11 protein-coding genes and 2 tRNA genes are annotated in these 15148 nt (G+C 62.2%); 4 read left to right on the forward strand and 9 right to left on the reverse strand.

Annotated elements, in window-relative coordinates; all coding sequences use genetic code 11:
* Positions 1-108: 108 nt before the first annotated feature.
* Both BN2476_RS19155 and pgi read left to right on the forward strand, forming a co-directional pair.
* Positions 109-1710 (forward strand): NAD(P)H-hydrate dehydratase, encoded by a 1602-nt coding sequence (locus tag BN2476_RS19155; protein WP_087735742.1) that lies wholly within the window; start codon positions 109-111, stop codon positions 1708-1710.
* A gap of 307 nt (positions 1711-2017) precedes the next feature.
* Positions 2018-3640, forward strand: a complete 1623-nt coding sequence (pgi, locus tag BN2476_RS19160; RefSeq protein WP_087735743.1) for a glucose-6-phosphate isomerase — start codon at positions 2018-2020, stop codon at positions 3638-3640.
* 106 nt (positions 3641-3746) lie between these two features.
* Here pgi and BN2476_RS19165 read toward each other — a convergent pair whose 3' ends face one another.
* On the reverse strand, positions 3747-4433 hold the full coding sequence (locus tag BN2476_RS19165; protein ID WP_087735744.1) for an ABC transporter ATP-binding protein: 687 nt from the start codon (positions 4431-4433) through the stop codon (positions 3747-3749).
* Here BN2476_RS19165 and BN2476_RS19170 point away from each other — a divergent pair.
* Both BN2476_RS19170 and BN2476_RS19175 read left to right on the forward strand, forming a co-directional pair.
* Entirely contained in the window at positions 4432-5175 is a 744-nt protein-coding gene (locus tag BN2476_RS19170; RefSeq protein ID WP_235850884.1) for an arylesterase, read from the forward strand. The two genes, BN2476_RS19165 and BN2476_RS19170, sit on opposite strands and share 2 nt — an antisense overlap.
* Before the next feature lie 144 nt (positions 5176-5319).
* Positions 5320-5658 carry a hypothetical protein gene (locus tag BN2476_RS19175; protein ID WP_087735745.1) on the forward strand — a complete coding sequence of 113 codons (339 nt, stop codon included), beginning with the start codon at positions 5320-5322 and terminating at the stop codon, positions 5656-5658.
* Positions 5659-5764: 106 nt separating this feature from the next.
* Here the strand turns inward: BN2476_RS19175 and BN2476_RS19180 are convergent, their stop codons facing one another.
* The 8 genes from BN2476_RS19180 to tig form a co-directional block, all read right to left on the reverse strand.
* A complete protein-coding gene (locus BN2476_RS19180) occupies positions 5765-7693 on the reverse strand; it encodes a SurA N-terminal domain-containing protein (protein ID WP_087735746.1) in 1929 nt (642 codons plus the stop codon).
* Positions 7694-7791: 98 nt separating this feature from the next.
* Positions 7792-7868, reverse strand: a tRNA-Asp gene (locus BN2476_RS19185).
* Positions 7869-7909: 41 nt separating this feature from the next.
* Positions 7910-7985, reverse strand: a tRNA-Val gene (locus tag BN2476_RS19190).
* A 70-nt stretch (positions 7986-8055) separates the two neighbouring features.
* Positions 8056-8328: an HU family DNA-binding protein gene (locus BN2476_RS19195; protein ID WP_007585907.1), complete on the reverse strand. Its 273-nt coding sequence runs from the start codon at positions 8326-8328 to the stop codon at positions 8056-8058.
* Between the two features lie 349 nt (positions 8329-8677).
* Positions 8678-11095 carry an endopeptidase La gene (gene lon / locus BN2476_RS19200; protein WP_087735747.1) on the reverse strand — a complete coding sequence of 806 codons (2418 nt, stop codon included), beginning with the start codon at positions 11093-11095 and terminating at the stop codon, positions 8678-8680.
* Between the two features lie 182 nt (positions 11096-11277).
* The gene (gene clpX / locus BN2476_RS19205; protein ID WP_087735748.1) at positions 11278-12549 is read right to left on the reverse strand and encodes an ATP-dependent Clp protease ATP-binding subunit ClpX; all 1272 of its coding nucleotides are present in this window, start codon (positions 12547-12549) and stop codon (positions 11278-11280) included.
* Between the two features lie 207 nt (positions 12550-12756).
* Positions 12757-13416, reverse strand: coding sequence for an ATP-dependent Clp endopeptidase proteolytic subunit ClpP (gene clpP / locus BN2476_RS19210; protein WP_007585897.1), 660 nt, complete (start codon positions 13414-13416; stop codon positions 12757-12759).
* A 193-nt stretch (positions 13417-13609) separates the two neighbouring features.
* On the reverse strand, positions 13610-14956 hold the full coding sequence (gene tig / locus BN2476_RS19215; protein ID WP_087735749.1) for a trigger factor: 1347 nt from the start codon (positions 14954-14956) through the stop codon (positions 13610-13612).
* Positions 14957-15148 lie beyond the last annotated feature (192 nt).

The raw sequence follows: 15148 nt of genomic DNA on the forward strand, positions 1-15148 counted from the left end.
CCTATGCCATTGCGCGTGCTGGCATCGGCACGCGCAATGCCACTACCATGAACGTACCCCGTCGCTATCGACGCTCCCCTACGTTCCCCTATGCTCCGATAGGTTGCCATGACCGATGCCACTCTGCCCGCCCCGCACTCGCTCCTCGTCAATCCCCATGACCGGCCGCTCGCGCTCCTGAGCGTGGCCGAGCTGCGCGCGCTGGAAAAGAGCGCCGAAGCCGCCTTGCCCACCCATACGCTGATGGGCCGCGCGGGGCACGCGGGCGCCCGTTTCCTGCTCGAACAGTTTGCGCATGACGGTTCCGTTGATGCACGCCATCCCGTGTGGCTCGTCGCGGGCCCCGGCAACAACGGCGGCGACGCGCTCGTCGTCGCGGTGGAACTGCGGCGGGCGGGCGTCGTGGTGGAAGTCTGCATGCCCGTCGACGTCAAGCCCGACGACGCGCGCTGGGCATTGGCCGAAGCGCGCGCGGCGGGCGTGCCGATCTCGGGCGCCGTGCCGGCCTCGCTGGACGGCTACGGCTGGGTCGTCGACGGGATGTTCGGCATCGGGCTCGCGAGGCCGCTGGAAGGCGTTTACGCGGCGATTGCGCAACAACTGTCAGCGCGCGCAAAGACGCATGGCCGTGTCCTCGCACTCGACGTGCCGAGCGGGCTCGATAGCGACACGGGCAATGTCGTCGAAGGCGGCGTCGCCGTGCGCGCGACGCATACCGTCACGTTCATCGGCGCGAAGCCGGGGCTTTTCATGGCGTTTGGGCGCGATCTCGCGGGCGAGGTAACGGTCGCGCCCATCGGGGTCGAAGCGCCTCGTGAGCCCGGCGCCCGGCTGAACGCGCCCGCCCTCTTTGTTCCGCACTTCCCGCCGCGCGATTACTCGACGCACAAAGGCATGTTCGGCAGCATTGCCGTCGTGGGCGGCGACACAGGCATGTGCGGCGCGCCGATCCTCGCCGCGCGCGCGGCGCTGTACGCGGGCGCTGGCAAGGTGCATGTCGCGTTTCTGGGCTCCGGCAGTCCGCCTTACGATCCGCCACACCCTGAACTGATGCTGCATCCCCTCGACGATCTGCCGCTAGACCAGATGGACGCGTTGTCGATCGGCTGCGGAATGGGCAAACGCGAGCGGGCTGTGGAGGTGCTGCGCAACGTGCTGCCGCTCGACGTGCCGAAGCTGTTCGACGCCGATGCGCTGAACCTCATTGCCGGGCACGCCGATCTGGCGGATGCCGTGAAGCAGCGCGGCGCATCCAGGACTGGACCGGCGACGGGATCGGCGGCCGATCCGTGCGTGCTGACCCCCCATCCGCTCGAAGCCGCGCGCCTGCTCGGCACGGACGCGAAAGCCGTGCAGAACGACCGCCTCGGGGCCGCGCGCGCGCTCGCCGCGCGCTACACAAGCGTCGTCGTGCTGAAAGGCACAGGCACGGTGATCGCCGCGCCCGATGGCCGCGTCGCCGTCAACCCGACTGGCAATGCGGCGCTGGCGACGGGCGGCACGGGCGACGTGCTCGGCGGACTGATCGGCGCGCTGCTCAGCCAGCGTCTGCCGCGGTACGAAGCGGCGCTCGCGGGTGTCTATCTGCACGGACTCGCCGCCGACGCGCTCACCGCCCGCGGCGAAGGCCCGGCCGGACTGACAGCGGGCGAACTCGCGCCGATGGTGCGAAAGCTGCTGAACCGGCTCGTGTATCCACGACGGGACTGACCGTTTGCTAGCGTGGGCTCCTGCGTCCCGCGCATGCATCCAGGAAACATCCCGCTCATGCTTCCCTTTATCTGGCGTACCGGCCCCATGCGTGCCGGCTGTCATCCGGGGCCGCTATACTGATTGACTGCGTCGGTCGGCCAGGCTTCAGCCGCGACGCGAACTGCAGACGCCCGCTGACGGGGCATGAGGCGCGCCGCCGCGCATCCGGCGACCGTACCGCTCAGCCGACTGCGCGTCCGCAGATCCCTCCCGGCACGCACGATGCGCGGCCGGCCATTCGTTTTCCTTCGTTAGACGGACGGTTATGACTCTCAACTCGCTCCCCGCCTGGAACTCGCTGCAAACACACTACGGACAGATTCGCGATGCGCGCCTGCGCGACTGGTTTGCACCCGAGAACGATCCCGCGCCGACGCGCGCCGAACGATTCACGCTTGCCGGCGGCGGTCTCGCAGCGGACTTTTCGAAGAACCGCATCACCGACGAAACGTTGCAACTGCTCGTGCAACTCGCGCGCGAGGCCAACGTCGAAAAGCGCCGCGACGCGATGTTCGCCGGCGACATCGTCAATCCGACGGAAGGCCGCGCGGTGCTCCATACGGCGCTGCGCGCAAGCAGCCCGACGGCGCCGTTCTACGGCAAGGTGCAGGCCGAGCGCGCAAAGATGGCCGCTTTCGCCGACAAGGTCCGCAACGGCGACTGGAAGGGCTACACGGGCAAGCGCATTCGCCACGTCGTGAACATCGGCATCGGCGGCTCTGACCTCGGACCGAAGATGGTCGTGCACGCGCTGCATCATCTCGCGACGCCGGACATCTCAACCCATTTCGTCTCGAACGTCGATGGCGCGGATCTATATCGCGTGCTCACGCAGATCGATCCCGAAGAGACGCTCGCCATCATCGTCTCCAAGACCTTCACGACGCTCGAAACGATGACCAACGCCAACTCGCTGCGCGACTGGTTCATCGAGAAGGGCTGTCCGCAAAACGAACTGGCGAAGCACTTCGTCGGCGTGTCGGCGAATCCCGCCGAAGTCGTCAAGTTCGGCATCGCGCAGGACAACGTGTTCGAGATGTGGGACTGGGTGGGTGGGCGCTATTCGCTGTGGTCGGCCGTCGGTCTGTCGATCATGATCGCCATCGGCCCGAAGCAGTTCGACGAACTGCTCGCCGGCGCGAACGATATGGACGAGCATTTCCGCAGCGCGCCGCTCGAGCGCAATCTGCCCGTGCTGATGGGCATGATCGGCATCTGGTATCGCAACTTCTTCGGCTCGCAGAGCTATTTGGTCGCGCCGTATTCGGAAGCGCTGCACTATTTGCCGTCCTACCTGCAGCAGCTCGAAATGGAAAGCAACGGCAAGCAGGCGTGTCTGGACGGCTCGTTTGTCAGCTACGACACCTCGGCAGTCACGTGGGGCGAGCCCGGCACGAATGGACAGCACGCGTTCTTCCAGATGCTGCACCAGGGGCCGACCATCGTCCCGATCGACTTCGTCGCGGTGCTGACGCCCGAGCACCCGCTCGCCTCGCATCATCCGAAGCTGCTCGCGAACTGTTTCGCGCAGAGCGAAGCGTTGATGCTCGGCCGCACGCGCGAAGAAGCCGAGAAGGTGGCGGGCCCGGACAAGCCCGAGCTCGTGCCGCACATCATGTTCCCCGGCAACCGCCCGACCACGACGCTGCTCGTCGACGCCCTCACCGCCCGCTCGCTCGGCGCGCTGATCGCGCTGTACGAGCACAAGGTGCTGGTGCAAGGCACGGTGTGGAACATCAACTCGTTCGACCAGTGGGGCGTCGAGCTGGGCAAGATTCTCGGCAAGGTCGTCGAGGCCGATCTCAATGCGGCGAGCGTCGAGGAGAAGAAGCACGATTCGTCGACATCGGCGTTGATCGCGCGCGCACGTTCGGCGTTGAAGCGCTGATCGGGCATCGCCAGTCACACAAACGCAAACAGGCCTTTGATCTCAAAGGCCTGTTTTGTTTTTGCGCCTCGGTTCACGCACGTTCCGACGCAATTGCGGCTCGCGCTCAGATCAGGCGCCCTGCTTCGATCGTTATCGTCGTATCGCAGCGGCGCGCCAGTTCGACATCGTGCGTCACCAGCACGAGCGTCGCGCCGTTTGCGCGGTTCATCTCGAACATCAAGTCGATGACGGCGTGCCCCGTTGCGGCATCGAGGCTGCCCGTCGGTTCGTCGGCGAAAAGAATGGCCGGATGGGTCGCGAATGCGCGCGCTAGCGCCACGCGCTGCTGTTCGCCGCCCGACAGCAGCTTCGGATAGTGCCGCATCCGCTCGCCCAGCCCGACTTGCGTGAGCAGCGTCCGCGCACGCGCGTTGACATCGCGCGGAGACAGACCGCCTTGCAGTTCGAGCGGAAGCGTGACGTTTTCAAACGCCGTCAGATGCGGCATCAACTGGAACGACTGGAACACGAAGCCGACCGAACCGTTGCGCAGCGCGGCGCGGCCGTCTTCGTCGAGTTCCGTCAGTTCCCGGCCGAGCAGACGAACCGACCCCGATGTCGCGCTGTCCAATCCGGCAAGCAGTCCAAGCAGCGTAGACTTGCCCGAGCCCGATGCGCCGACAATCGCCACGCGGCTGCTGGCTCGAATCGACAGGTCGATGTTGTCGAGGATCGTCAACTCACCTGTCGCATCCTTAACCCTCTTGCACAAACCCCGCACTTCGATGACTGGATCGGTTTTCTTTTGCATGGTGAAGCGTAGGTTGAAAGTGCGCGTCGCTGCGTCGGTCGCGGCGCAGACCGCGGCAGGTGTTTGCCTCGCCTTCGCCGCGACGTTTTGCGCGTACGCCCAGGCCGCCAATAGCGTGAACGTCGGCGCAAACGCCGGCGCCACGGTGGCGACGGCGGCAGGTACCAACGCGCAGCAGTCGAAGCCAACGATCGTCGTGCTCGGCGACAGCATCTCAGCCGAATACGGGCTACCTCGCGACACCGGCTGGGTTTCGCTGATGCGTCAGCGTCTGTCGAGTGAGCGGATCGATTATAACGTCGCGAATGCGAGCATCAGCGGCGACACCACGAGCGGCGGGCGCGCGCGCCTGCCCGCGTTGATGCAGCGTCTCAAGCCCGCCATCGTGATCGTCGAACTCGGCGCCAACGACGCGCTGCGCGGCGTCCCGCTCGGCACGACCGAAGACAATCTTCGCACGATCATCAAGGAAGCCCAGCAGGGTCACGCGAAAGTCCTGCTGATCGGCATGTACGTACCGCCCAATTACGGCCTCGACTACACGCAAAAGTTCCACGGGCTGTACGGCGAGTTGTCGAAGCAGTTGCGTGTGCCGCTCGTCCCATTTCTTCTCGCCGGAATCGAAAACAAGCCGGACATGTTCCAGTCGGATCAGATCCATCCGACGCAACAGGCACAGCCCCTGCTCCTCGACAACGTGTGGCCGGCGCTGAAGCCGCTGCTCCACACCACGTCCCAATGAACGCGCGTCCGCTCATGCCCGTCCGTGACGGCGCGCCGGCAACTCGTCTCGAATAAGGGGAGACGTGATCAGGCACGGTCAGCAGAGGGACGCGCCTGATTTCGATCACCTGCTCGAGTCGAGCGATTTCTGGAAGGAGATAACGTGAAATTCTTACCGCTTGTCGCTATGGCTGTCGCCATTTCCGCTTGCGCCGCGCAGCCCGCCGGCGTGCAATCCGTCGGCACCAGCCAGCAGCCACCGAGGGCTGTCGGCCAATGCATCGCGAAGAAGTGGGCGGACAAGTCGCAGCAGCAAGTCGTGGCACAAGATACCTTGGCCAACGACCAGGCACTGGACGTCTACGTCCCCGGTCAGCAGCCGCCGAACGGCGCCGCCGCGCTCGTGCGTCCGAACTATCGGGGCACTGGCACGTGGGTTGGATTCCGCGCCGCGGGCGGCGCAGGCAGCGACGCAACGGGCGATATCAGCGCCTGCCTGTAACGCCCTCGCGCGCTCGTCACGAAACAAAAAAAGCCCCGCATGTGCGGGGCTTTTTGCTGTCTGCACTAAGCCGCCTGGAAAGGCCTCATGCGTCGATCGAAGCGGCTTACTCGCCCGACTGGCTGCTTTCGAGCGAGCCGTACATCTTCACCTTCGAACGCTCGCGCAGCGCGTCGAGATAGGCTTCCGCTTCGGCCTGCGCGTTCACCGATGCAATCTGCTGCTGCGCAGCCGCGAGACGCTTCGAATCGGTCGGAGCCGGCGCAACCACGGCATTCACGCGATAGATCACGTAACCGTCGGCACCGAGATCGACACCGACGTAAGCCGGCAACTTTTGGGCATCGGCCTTGTAAATTGCACCCAGTGCCGCAGCCGGCACGCCCTGCGCGTCGTTGCGCGACACCTTCAGCGAGGACGAGAAACCGTCCGTCGACTTCGACTTCTGCAGATCGGCCAGCTTCGCTTCGCCTTCCTTGCGCGCCAGGTCGGCGGCCTGTTGTGCGACGAGCTTCTGACGCACGGCATCCTTGACTGCGGCGAGCGCGGGCACGGCGGCCGGCTTGTACTCGGTCACGTGCGCGGCGACCAGCGTGTTGCTGCCAACGTCGATGGCCTGCGTGTTGTTGCGGTCCTTCACCGAATCATTCGCAAAGACGGCAGCGAGGAACTTCGCGCTGTTCAGCGGGCTATCCGGCGGCAGCGCGGTGTTGGCCTTCGGCGTGACCGTCGCGGTCTGGATCTGCAGCTTGTACTTGTCCGCGGCCGGCTGCAGGCTCTTCGCCTGTTCGTAGACTGTCGACGTGAAGCCTTCCGAATCGTCGCTGAATGCCTTGGCCGCAAGCTGCGTCTTCATGTCCTTCGCGATCGAGTCCTTCACTTCGTCGAAGGGCTTCGTCACCGACGGCTTCACGTCCGTCACCTTGACGATGTGATAACCGAAGTCCGACTGGATCAGGTCGCTGATCTCGTCCTTCTTCATCTTGAAGACGGCATCGTCGAACGCCTTGCCGCCCGCGATCATGCCCGGGCCGAAATAGCCCAGATCGCCGCCCTTCGATGCCGAACCCGGGTCTTGCGAATCCTGCTGCGCGAGCTGCGCGAACTGATCCGGATGCGCCTTGACCTGCGCGAGGATCTCCTGCGCTTTCTGCTTCGCCTTGTCCTTGTCGGCGGCGCTCGCGTCCTTCGGCGCCGCGATCAGGATGTGGCTCGCGCGCACTTCGGCCGTCGTGCGGAAGTGCGCGATGTTGTCGTCGTAGTACTTCTTCAGATCGGCGTCGCTCGGATTCGCCGACGCAGTGAGCGTGGCCGGCGACATCACGAGGTACTGGATCGTCGCCGTCGCGGGCGTGGCGAAGTCGTTGCTGTGCGCGTCGTAGTACGCCTGGATTTGCGCGTCGGTCGGCTTCACCTTCGACTCGTACTCCTTCGCATGGAATGCGAGACCCTGCACTTCGCGCTGCTGCTCGGCGAGTTCGGTCAGATGCTGGGCGAGCGTCTTCGGCGTGAACGCCGTCTGCGTGATCACGGCCGGCAACTGCTGCATCGCCATGCCGTAGCGGACCTGCTCCTGATATTGATCGGGCGTGATGCCCTGCATCGCGAGGAGTTCTTTGTATTTGTTCAGGTCGATCGACCCGTCGGGGTTCTTCAGCGAACCGATCACGGGGTCGGCCAACAGAGCGCGGCGCAGCGCATCGTCGGAAACGGTCAGATGCAGGCGTTGCGTTTCGTCGGCGAGCACGCGCTGTTGAATCAGGCCGTCGAGCATGTCCTTGCGGCGCTCCGGCGTGTCGAACACCTTCGAGTCGAACTGGGCGCCTAGCATCTGTCGCGCGCGGTCCATTTGCTGGCGCCACGCGTTGTCGAACTCGGCGCGCGTGATCTTGTGACCGTTGACGCTCGCGACGTTCGAGGTCTCGTCAAAGAAACCGCGGAAGCCCTGGATACCCACAAAGCCCAAGCCCGGCAGAATGACCAGGATGAGCATGAACATCATCAGACGTTGGTGATTGCGGAAGAAATCGAGCATGCTTGAGGAGGCAATAGTCAGGTGCCAAAAACGGAACGCCCGATAGTACAACAGCGGGCAATAAAAAAGGCGAACCGGAGTTCGCCTTTCTAGGATACTGGCGGAGTGGACGGGACTCGAACCCGCGACCCCCGGCGTGACAGGCCGGTATTCTAACCGACTGAACTACCACTCCTTTTGCCGCATATGCTGCAGCGTGTCACTTCAATCTGGAACTGGTGGGTGCTGAGAGGCTCGAACTCCCGACCTACGCCTTGTAAGGGCGCCGCTCTACCAACTGAGCTAAGCACCCGCTCCGAGATTGCCGCCGCCTGATTGCTCATGCCGACTTGCATCGACAATCTCATCAAGCAGCGAGCCCATTAGTTTAACGCATCTTTCAGCGCTTTGCCAGGCCTAAATTTCGGGACCTTGGCAGCCTTGATCTTGATCGCCGCGCCCGTGCGCGGATTGCGGCCCGTGCGAGCCGTGCGCTTGCCCACGGCGAACGTGCCGAAGCCGACCAGCGTGACCGAACCACCCTTTTTCAACGTGCCTTTGACGCCACCGATCACGGCATCCAGCGCACGGCCCGCCGCCGCTTTCGAAATGTCGGCTTGTTGTGCGATGTGATCGATTAATTCCGTTTTATTCATTTAAAGCCCCCGAGTGTGTAGTTGGGCAATCATGAAAGCGCTTAAGCGCCCGGTTATTTGCGGCACGGCATAATTTGCCGGCCACTCATTAGAATGGTCCGAAACCCTTGTGTCAAGCGGGGTTGGGCCTGATTCGAATGGTGCGTCGAAGGCTTGTCGATAACAATATCTTGCAAAGAGACCGATGCAGATGCAACGAATCCTGCCGGTTAAAAACGGTATTCACGAGAGCGGACACGAAAAAACGTTTGCGCAGTTTCTCTTCGGCATACGCAAATAAAAAACCCGCGGACCAAGCCGCGGGTTTTCTCTTGCTGACAGCGCCGGCTGCCACCGGCCGATCAGACGCTTAGTGCTTCACGACATCGCTGGCGCCGGCATCCTTCGATTCGCCGACGGGCGCAGCCGCCTTCGGCTCTTCTTCAGGCAACGGCGACGGCACACGTTCGAGCGCCAGTTCGAGAACCTTATCGATCCAGCGGACAGGGACGATTTCGATTGCATTCTTCACGTTGTCCGGAATCTCCGTCAGATCCTTGACGTTTTCTTCCGGGATCAGCACGAGCTTAATGCCGCCGCGATGCGCTGCAAGCAGCTTTTCCTTCAGCCCGCCGATCGGCAGCACTTCGCCGCGCAGCGTGATTTCCCCCGTCATCGCGACATCCGCGCGCACGGGGATGCCCGTGAGCACCGACACCAGCGCCGTCGTCATCGCGATGCCGGCGGACGGACCGTCCTTCGGCGTCGCACCTTCCGGCACGTGGATGTGGATGTCCTGCTTCTCGAACGCTTCGTCCTTGATGCCCAGACGGCGCGAACGCGAACGCACCACCGAACGCGCGGCTTCGACGGACTCCTTCATCACGTCGCCGAGCGAACCCGTGCGGATCACGTTGCCCTTGCCCGGCATCACGGCTGCTTCGATCGTCAGCAGATCGCCGCCGACTTCCGTCCACGCGAGGCCCGTGACCTGACCGATCTGGTTTTCCTTCGCGGCCAGACCAAAGTCGTACTTGCGCACGCCGAGGAACGTGTCGAGGTTGTTCCCGTCGACCGTGACCACGTTGTCCGCCTTCTTCAGCAGCAGCATCTTCACGACCTTGCGGCAGATCTTCGATATTTCACGCTCGAGCGAACGCACGCCCGCTTCACGCGTGTAGTAGCGAATGATGTCGCGGATGGCGGCTTCCGTGACTTCGATCTCGCCAACCTTGAGGCCGTTGTTCTTCTTCTGCTTCGGCAGCAGATAACGTTGCGCGATGCTGACCTTCTCGTCTTCCGTGTACCCCGACAGACGGATCACTTCCATCCGGTCGAGCAGCGGCGGCGGGATGTTCAGCGAGTTCGACGTCGCGACGAACATCACGTCCGACAGGTCGAAGTCCACTTCGACGTAGTGGTCGGCGAACGTGTGGTTCTGTTCCGGGTCGAGCACTTCGAGCAGCGCCGACGACGGATCGCCGCGGAAATCCATGCCCATCTTGTCGACTTCGTCGAGCAGGAAGAGCGGATTGCGCACGCCGACCTTGGTCAGGCTCTGCAGGATCTTGCCCGGCATCGAACCGATGTACGTACGACGGTGGCCGCGAATTTCGGCTTCGTCACGCACGCCGCCCAGCGCCATGCGCACGAACTTGCGGTTCGTTGCGCGCGCAATCGACTGGCCCAGCGACGTCTTGCCAACGCCCGGAGGTCCTACGAGGCACAGGATCGGCGCCTTCACCTTGTCCACGCGCTGTTGGACCGCGAGGTACTCGAGGATGCGTTCCTTGACCTTTTCGAGTCCGAAGTGGTCTTCGTCCAGCACGCGTTCCGCATTCGTGAGGTCGTTGTTGACCTTGCTCTTCTTGCGCCACGGCAAGCCGATCAGCGTATCGATGTAGTTGCGCACGACCGTCGCTTCCGCCGACATCGGCGACATCAGCTTGAGCTTCTTCAGCTCGGCGTCGGCCTTCTTCTTGGCTTCCTTCGGCATGCGCGCGGCCGTGATGCGCTTCTCGAGTTCTTCGAGATCAGCACCCTCTTCGCCTTCGCCCAGCTCCTTCTGGATCGCCTTGACCTGTTCGTTCAGGTAGTACTCGCGCTGGCTCTTCTCCATCTGACGCTTGACGCGCCCACGGATGCGCTTTTCGACCTGCAGGATGTCGATCTCGGCTTCGAGTTGCGCGAGCAGATGCTCGAGGCGCTCGATGACCGGGAACATTTCGAGAATCTGTTGCTTCTGGTCGAGCTTGAGCGGCAGATGCGCGGCAATGGTATCCGCGAGACGCCCGGCTTCGTCGATGCCCGACAGCGACGTGAGAATTTCCGGCGGGATCTTCTTGTTCAGCTTCACGTACTGGTCGAACTGCGACACGATCGCGCGGCGCAGCGCTTCCGTTTCGGCGCTGTCGGCGTGGTCGGGCTCGAGCGGCATGACTTCGCACGAGAATTGCGTTTCCTGCTCTTCGACCGTCAGCGTTTTCGCGCGCTGCAGGCCCTCGACCAGCACCTTCACGGTGCCGTCGGGCAGCTTGAGCATTTGCAGGATGTTGGCGACACACCCTACTTCATACATGTCCTTTTCGGTCGGCTCGTCTTTGGCCGCCGTTTTCTGGGCGACAAGCATGATGTGCTTGCCGCCTTCCATCGCGGCTTCCAACGCCTTGATCGACTTCGGGCGACCCACGAAGAGCGGAATCACCATGTGCGGGAAGACGACTACATCGCGCAGCGGGAGCAGCGGAAGTGTGACGCGTTCCGGCGGGAGGAGTTGGGTTCCTGACATTTCATTTCCCCATGAGTGGAATCAGTTTGTTCGGTAGTTGAGGCCGCATAAAACGATTGCAAGCCTCCGCGTGTGGGAAAAGTTCAGTGACTCCAGAAAAACGTTCCGTCCTGACGACACGATAAACGAAAAAAGCCGTTCACGCGCCATGAACGGCTTTTTTTCAACAATCGGGAAGCCGATCAATTCGAGCCCGCCACCTTCGGAGCGTCTTCGTAGATCAACAGCGGTTTTCCGTCACCATCAATGACATTGTCGTCAATAATGACTTTGCTGACGCCCTTCATTGCCGGCAGTTCGTACATCACGTCGAGCAACGCCTGTTCCAGGATCGACCGCAAGCCACGTGCCCCCGTCTTACGGCGGATCGCCTTGCGCGCAACGGCCTGCAACGCCGCCGGACGGATCTCCAGCTCGACACGCTCCATGTTGAACAGCTTGTGATACTGCTTCACGAGCGCATTCTTCGGTTCGACCAGAATCTTCATCAGCGCGGCTTCGTCGAGCTTGCCGAGCGTTGCCACGACAGGCAGACGGCCGATCAGTTCTGGAATCAGGCCGAATTTGATGAGATCTTCCGGCTCGACTTCGCGCAGCACCTCGCCCGCGTCGCGATCCTGCTTGCTCTTGACGCTCGCGCCGAAACCGATCCCCGTTTTTTCCGTACGATCGACGATGACTTTCTCGAGGCCGTCGAACGCCCCACCGCAGATGAACAGGATGTTGGTCGTGTCGACCTGGATGAAATCCTGGTTCGGGTGCTTACGGCCACCTTGCGGCGGCACCGACGCCATCGTGCCCTCGACCAGCTTCAGCAGCGCCTGCTGCACGCCTTCGCCCGACACGTCGCGGGTAATCGACGGGTTGTCCGACTTGCGGCTGATCTTGTCGATTTCGTCGATGTAGACAATGCCGCGCTGCGCCTTGTCGACTTCGTAGTTGCAGTTTTGCAGCAGCTTCTGAATGATGTTTTCGACGTCTTCGCCGACGTAGCCGGCTTCCGTCAGCGTGGTCGCGTCGGCGATCACGAACGGCACGTTCAGAAGGCGCGCAAGCGTCTGCGCGAGCAGCGTCTTGCCGGAGCCCGTCGGGCCGATCAGCAGAATGTTGCTCTTCGACAACTCGACGTCGTCCTTCTTGTCGAGATGCTTGAGACGCTTGTAGTGGTTGTACACCGCGACCGCGAGAATTTTCTTCGCGCGTTCCTGCCCGATCACGTATTGATCGAGGATATCGCGGATTTCCTGAGGACTCGGCAGATCGGACTTGGACAGACCTGTTTCCAGACCCGCGCCCGCTGCTTCGTCGCGAATGATCTCGTTGCAAAGGTCGATACATTCATCGCAAATGAATACCGACGGGCCAGCAATCAGCTTTTTGACTTCGTGCTGGCTCTTACCGCAGAACGAGCAATACAACAGCTTTTCGCTGTTAGAACCTTTTTTGTCCGCCATAAATGTGTGAGCCTCCGGACACTCGAATGACATGATACGCCGTTTGCCCACCCCATTCAGTCAGGGGTAGGACGGATGCGCAAAAGCTGTGACGGCGTTTGCCGCAGGCGTTCAGACGGGTCTTATTATTTCACAAGGTTTTGCGCCGGCGCTCTTCCCCCAATTTGAAGGAAAAGCGCTCCGGATCAGTCATGTTTCAGCGAATCTTTACGGACGCTTATGCAGAACCTGATCGACGAGACCATACGCCTGCGCGTCGTCACCAGACATGAAGTTGTCGCGGTCCGTGTCACGCTGAATCCGCTCGACAGGTTGACCGGTGTGATGTGACAGCAACTGGTTCAGACGCTCCTTCAGGTACAGAATCTCGCGTGCCTGAATTTCGATATCCGATGCCTGGCCGCGTGCGCCGCCCAGCGGCTGGTGGATCATCACGCGCGCGTTCGGCAGCGCGAAACGCTTGCCCTTCGCGCCCGCAGCGAGCAGGAACGCGCCCATGCTGGCCGCGAGACCCATGCACAGCGTTGACACGTCCGGCTTGATGAACTGCATCGTGTCGTAGATCGCCATGCCTGCCGATACCGAGCCACCCGGGCTGTTGATGTAGAAGCTGATGTCCTTGTCCGGATTTTCGCTTTCGAGGAACAGCAACTGCGCGATCACGAGGTTCGCCGTCTGATCGTTCACTTCGCCAACCAGGAAAACCACGCGCTCCTTCAGCAGGCGCGAGTAGATGTCATAAGAACGTTCGCCGCGACCGCTCGTTTCGACGACGATCGGCACGAGGCCGAGCGCTTGCGCTTCGAGATCCCGATCCCGTGACGACTGGGAGGTCAACGTGTCCAGCATTTGAGCGCGAAAGGTCATGCAATGGATCCTTGTCAGGAAATGTTCTGATAGCCGATTCTGAACAATTGGGTGCGCCCGCGCACTTCTTCAAGTGCAAAAACCGCCGACAAGCGTTCTTTTAGCATGAATCGGCCATCGGTACGGTTTCTCAGCATGTAAAAACGGCGTGCGGGCCGTCGCTCGGACAGCCGGCACGCCGTTGCAGCGATGCTTAAGCTTGCGCAGTAGCGCTTGCCAGCTCTTCGAAGCTCACTTCCTTGTCCGTCACCTTCGCCTTGCTCAGCACGAAATCGACGACGTTGGACTCAACGACATACGCTTCCATTTCGGCAAGGCGTTGCTGGTTCGAATAATACCAGCGGACGACTTCCTTCGGGTCTTCGTAGCTCTTCGCGAATTCGTCGACTTCCGCGCGGATCTGTTCGGGCTTCGCCTGCAGGTCGTTGGCCTTCACCAGCTCCGCCAGCACGAGGCCCAGCTTCACGCGGCGCTCGGCCTGCTCGGCGAACATTTCGGCGGGAATCGGTGCGTCCTTCGCGTTCGGCACGCCGCGCTGCGCCAGATCCTGGCGCGCCATTTCGACGAGGCGCTGCTGGTCCTGCTCGATCAGCGCCTTCGGCACGTCGAGCTCGGAGATCTTCAGCAGTGCGTCCATCACCTGGTTCTTCACGACAGCCTGCGTGCGGCGCTTCGCTTCGCGCTCGAGGTTGTCCTTGATTTCGCTGCGCATCTTCGTCAGATCGCCGTCTTCGATACCGAGCGACTTGGCGAACTCGCCGTCGATTTCCGGCAGGTGCGGCCACTCGATCTTCTTCATCGTGATCGTGAATTGCGCGGTCTTGCCGGCGACTTCCTTGCCGTGATAGTCCTCGGGGAAGTTCAAGTCGAATTCCTTCGACTCGCCGACCTTCAGACCGAGCGCCGCCTTTTCGAATTCCGGCAGCATGCGGCCTTCACCCAGGACAAACGCGAAGTCGTCCGCGCTGCCACCCTGGAATGCTTCGCCGTCGATCTTGCCGACGAAGTCGACCGTCACGCGGTCGCCGTCCTTCGCAGCCGTGTCCGCGCCGCCGTCGCCGTGCTCGCCAGCTTCGCCGCGAGCGTGGAAGTGCACGCGCTGCTTACGAAGAATGTCCAGCGTGCGGTCGATTTCCGCGTCGCTGATCGTGGTCTTCGTGCGTTCGATTTCAGCCGTCGCCACGTCGCCCAGCTTCACTTCCGGGTAAACCTCGAACGTGGCGTCGAATGCGTAGGCGCCTTCGGCCGCATCCGTCTTCGGGCTGAAGCTCGGCTGGCCAGCGACGCGCAGGTTTTCCGCGCGGCTGATGTCGAAGAATTCCTTGCCAACCTTGTCGCTCAGCACTTCGGCTTCCACCTGACCCGCATACTGCTGCGTCACCATCTTGAGCGGCACCTTGCCCGGGCGGAAACCCGGCATGCGCACATTCTTCGCGAGTTGACGGATACGCGCGTCCACTTCCTTCTGCACGGTGTCCTTCGGCAGGGAAATCGTCACGCGGCGTTCGAGCTTGCCGAGGTTTTCAACAACGTTAGCCATGGCTTCAATCGTCCTAAAATTATTCGAGCGAATCAGTTATCTTGTCTGCGCCGCCTGTCGATGTCCGCTTTGCGTCTTGCGCCCGACACTGCGTTTTGCATTCGCTATAGCGCAGGGTCGCCGCGTCGCTTCGCTCACTCACGTGTGACATCGATCGCGTGCCTCTCGCCGCGGGCTGCGAGGCCGCCGGCA

It is taken from the genome of Paraburkholderia piptadeniae (genome assembly GCF_900007165.1).
Classification (GTDB): Bacteria; Pseudomonadota; Gammaproteobacteria; order Burkholderiales; family Burkholderiaceae; genus Paraburkholderia; species Paraburkholderia piptadeniae.

Bases quoted from the DNA above. Each gene is read 5' to 3' on its own strand.
- BN2476_RS19155 (WP_087735742.1), top strand. From the start codon at position 109: ATGACCGATGCCACTCTGCCCGCCCCGCACTCGCTCCTCGTCAATCCC.
- pgi (WP_087735743.1), top strand. From the start codon at position 2,018: ATGACTCTCAACTCGCTCCCCGCCTGGAACTCGCTGCAAACACACTAC.
- BN2476_RS19170 (WP_235850884.1), top strand. From the start codon at position 4,432: ATGGTGAAGCGTAGGTTGAAAGTGCGCGTCGCTGCGTCGGTCGCGGCG.
- BN2476_RS19165 (WP_087735744.1), bottom strand. From the start codon at position 4,433: ATGCAAAAGAAAACCGATCCAGTCATCGAAGTGCGGGGTTTGTGCAAG.
- BN2476_RS19180 (WP_087735746.1), bottom strand. From the start codon at position 7,693: ATGCTCGATTTCTTCCGCAATCACCAACGTCTGATGATGTTCATGCTC.
- BN2476_RS19195 (WP_007585907.1), bottom strand. From the start codon at position 8,328: ATGAATAAAACGGAATTAATCGATCACATCGCACAACAAGCCGACATT.
- lon (WP_087735747.1), bottom strand. From the start codon at position 11,095: ATGTCAGGAACCCAACTCCTCCCGCCGGAACGCGTCACACTTCCGCTG.
- clpX (WP_087735748.1), bottom strand. From the start codon at position 12,549: ATGGCGGACAAAAAAGGTTCTAACAGCGAAAAGCTGTTGTATTGCTCG.
- clpP (WP_007585897.1), bottom strand. From the start codon at position 13,416: ATGACCTTTCGCGCTCAAATGCTGGACACGTTGACCTCCCAGTCGTCA.
- tig (WP_087735749.1), bottom strand. From the start codon at position 14,956: ATGGCTAACGTTGTTGAAAACCTCGGCAAGCTCGAACGCCGCGTGACG.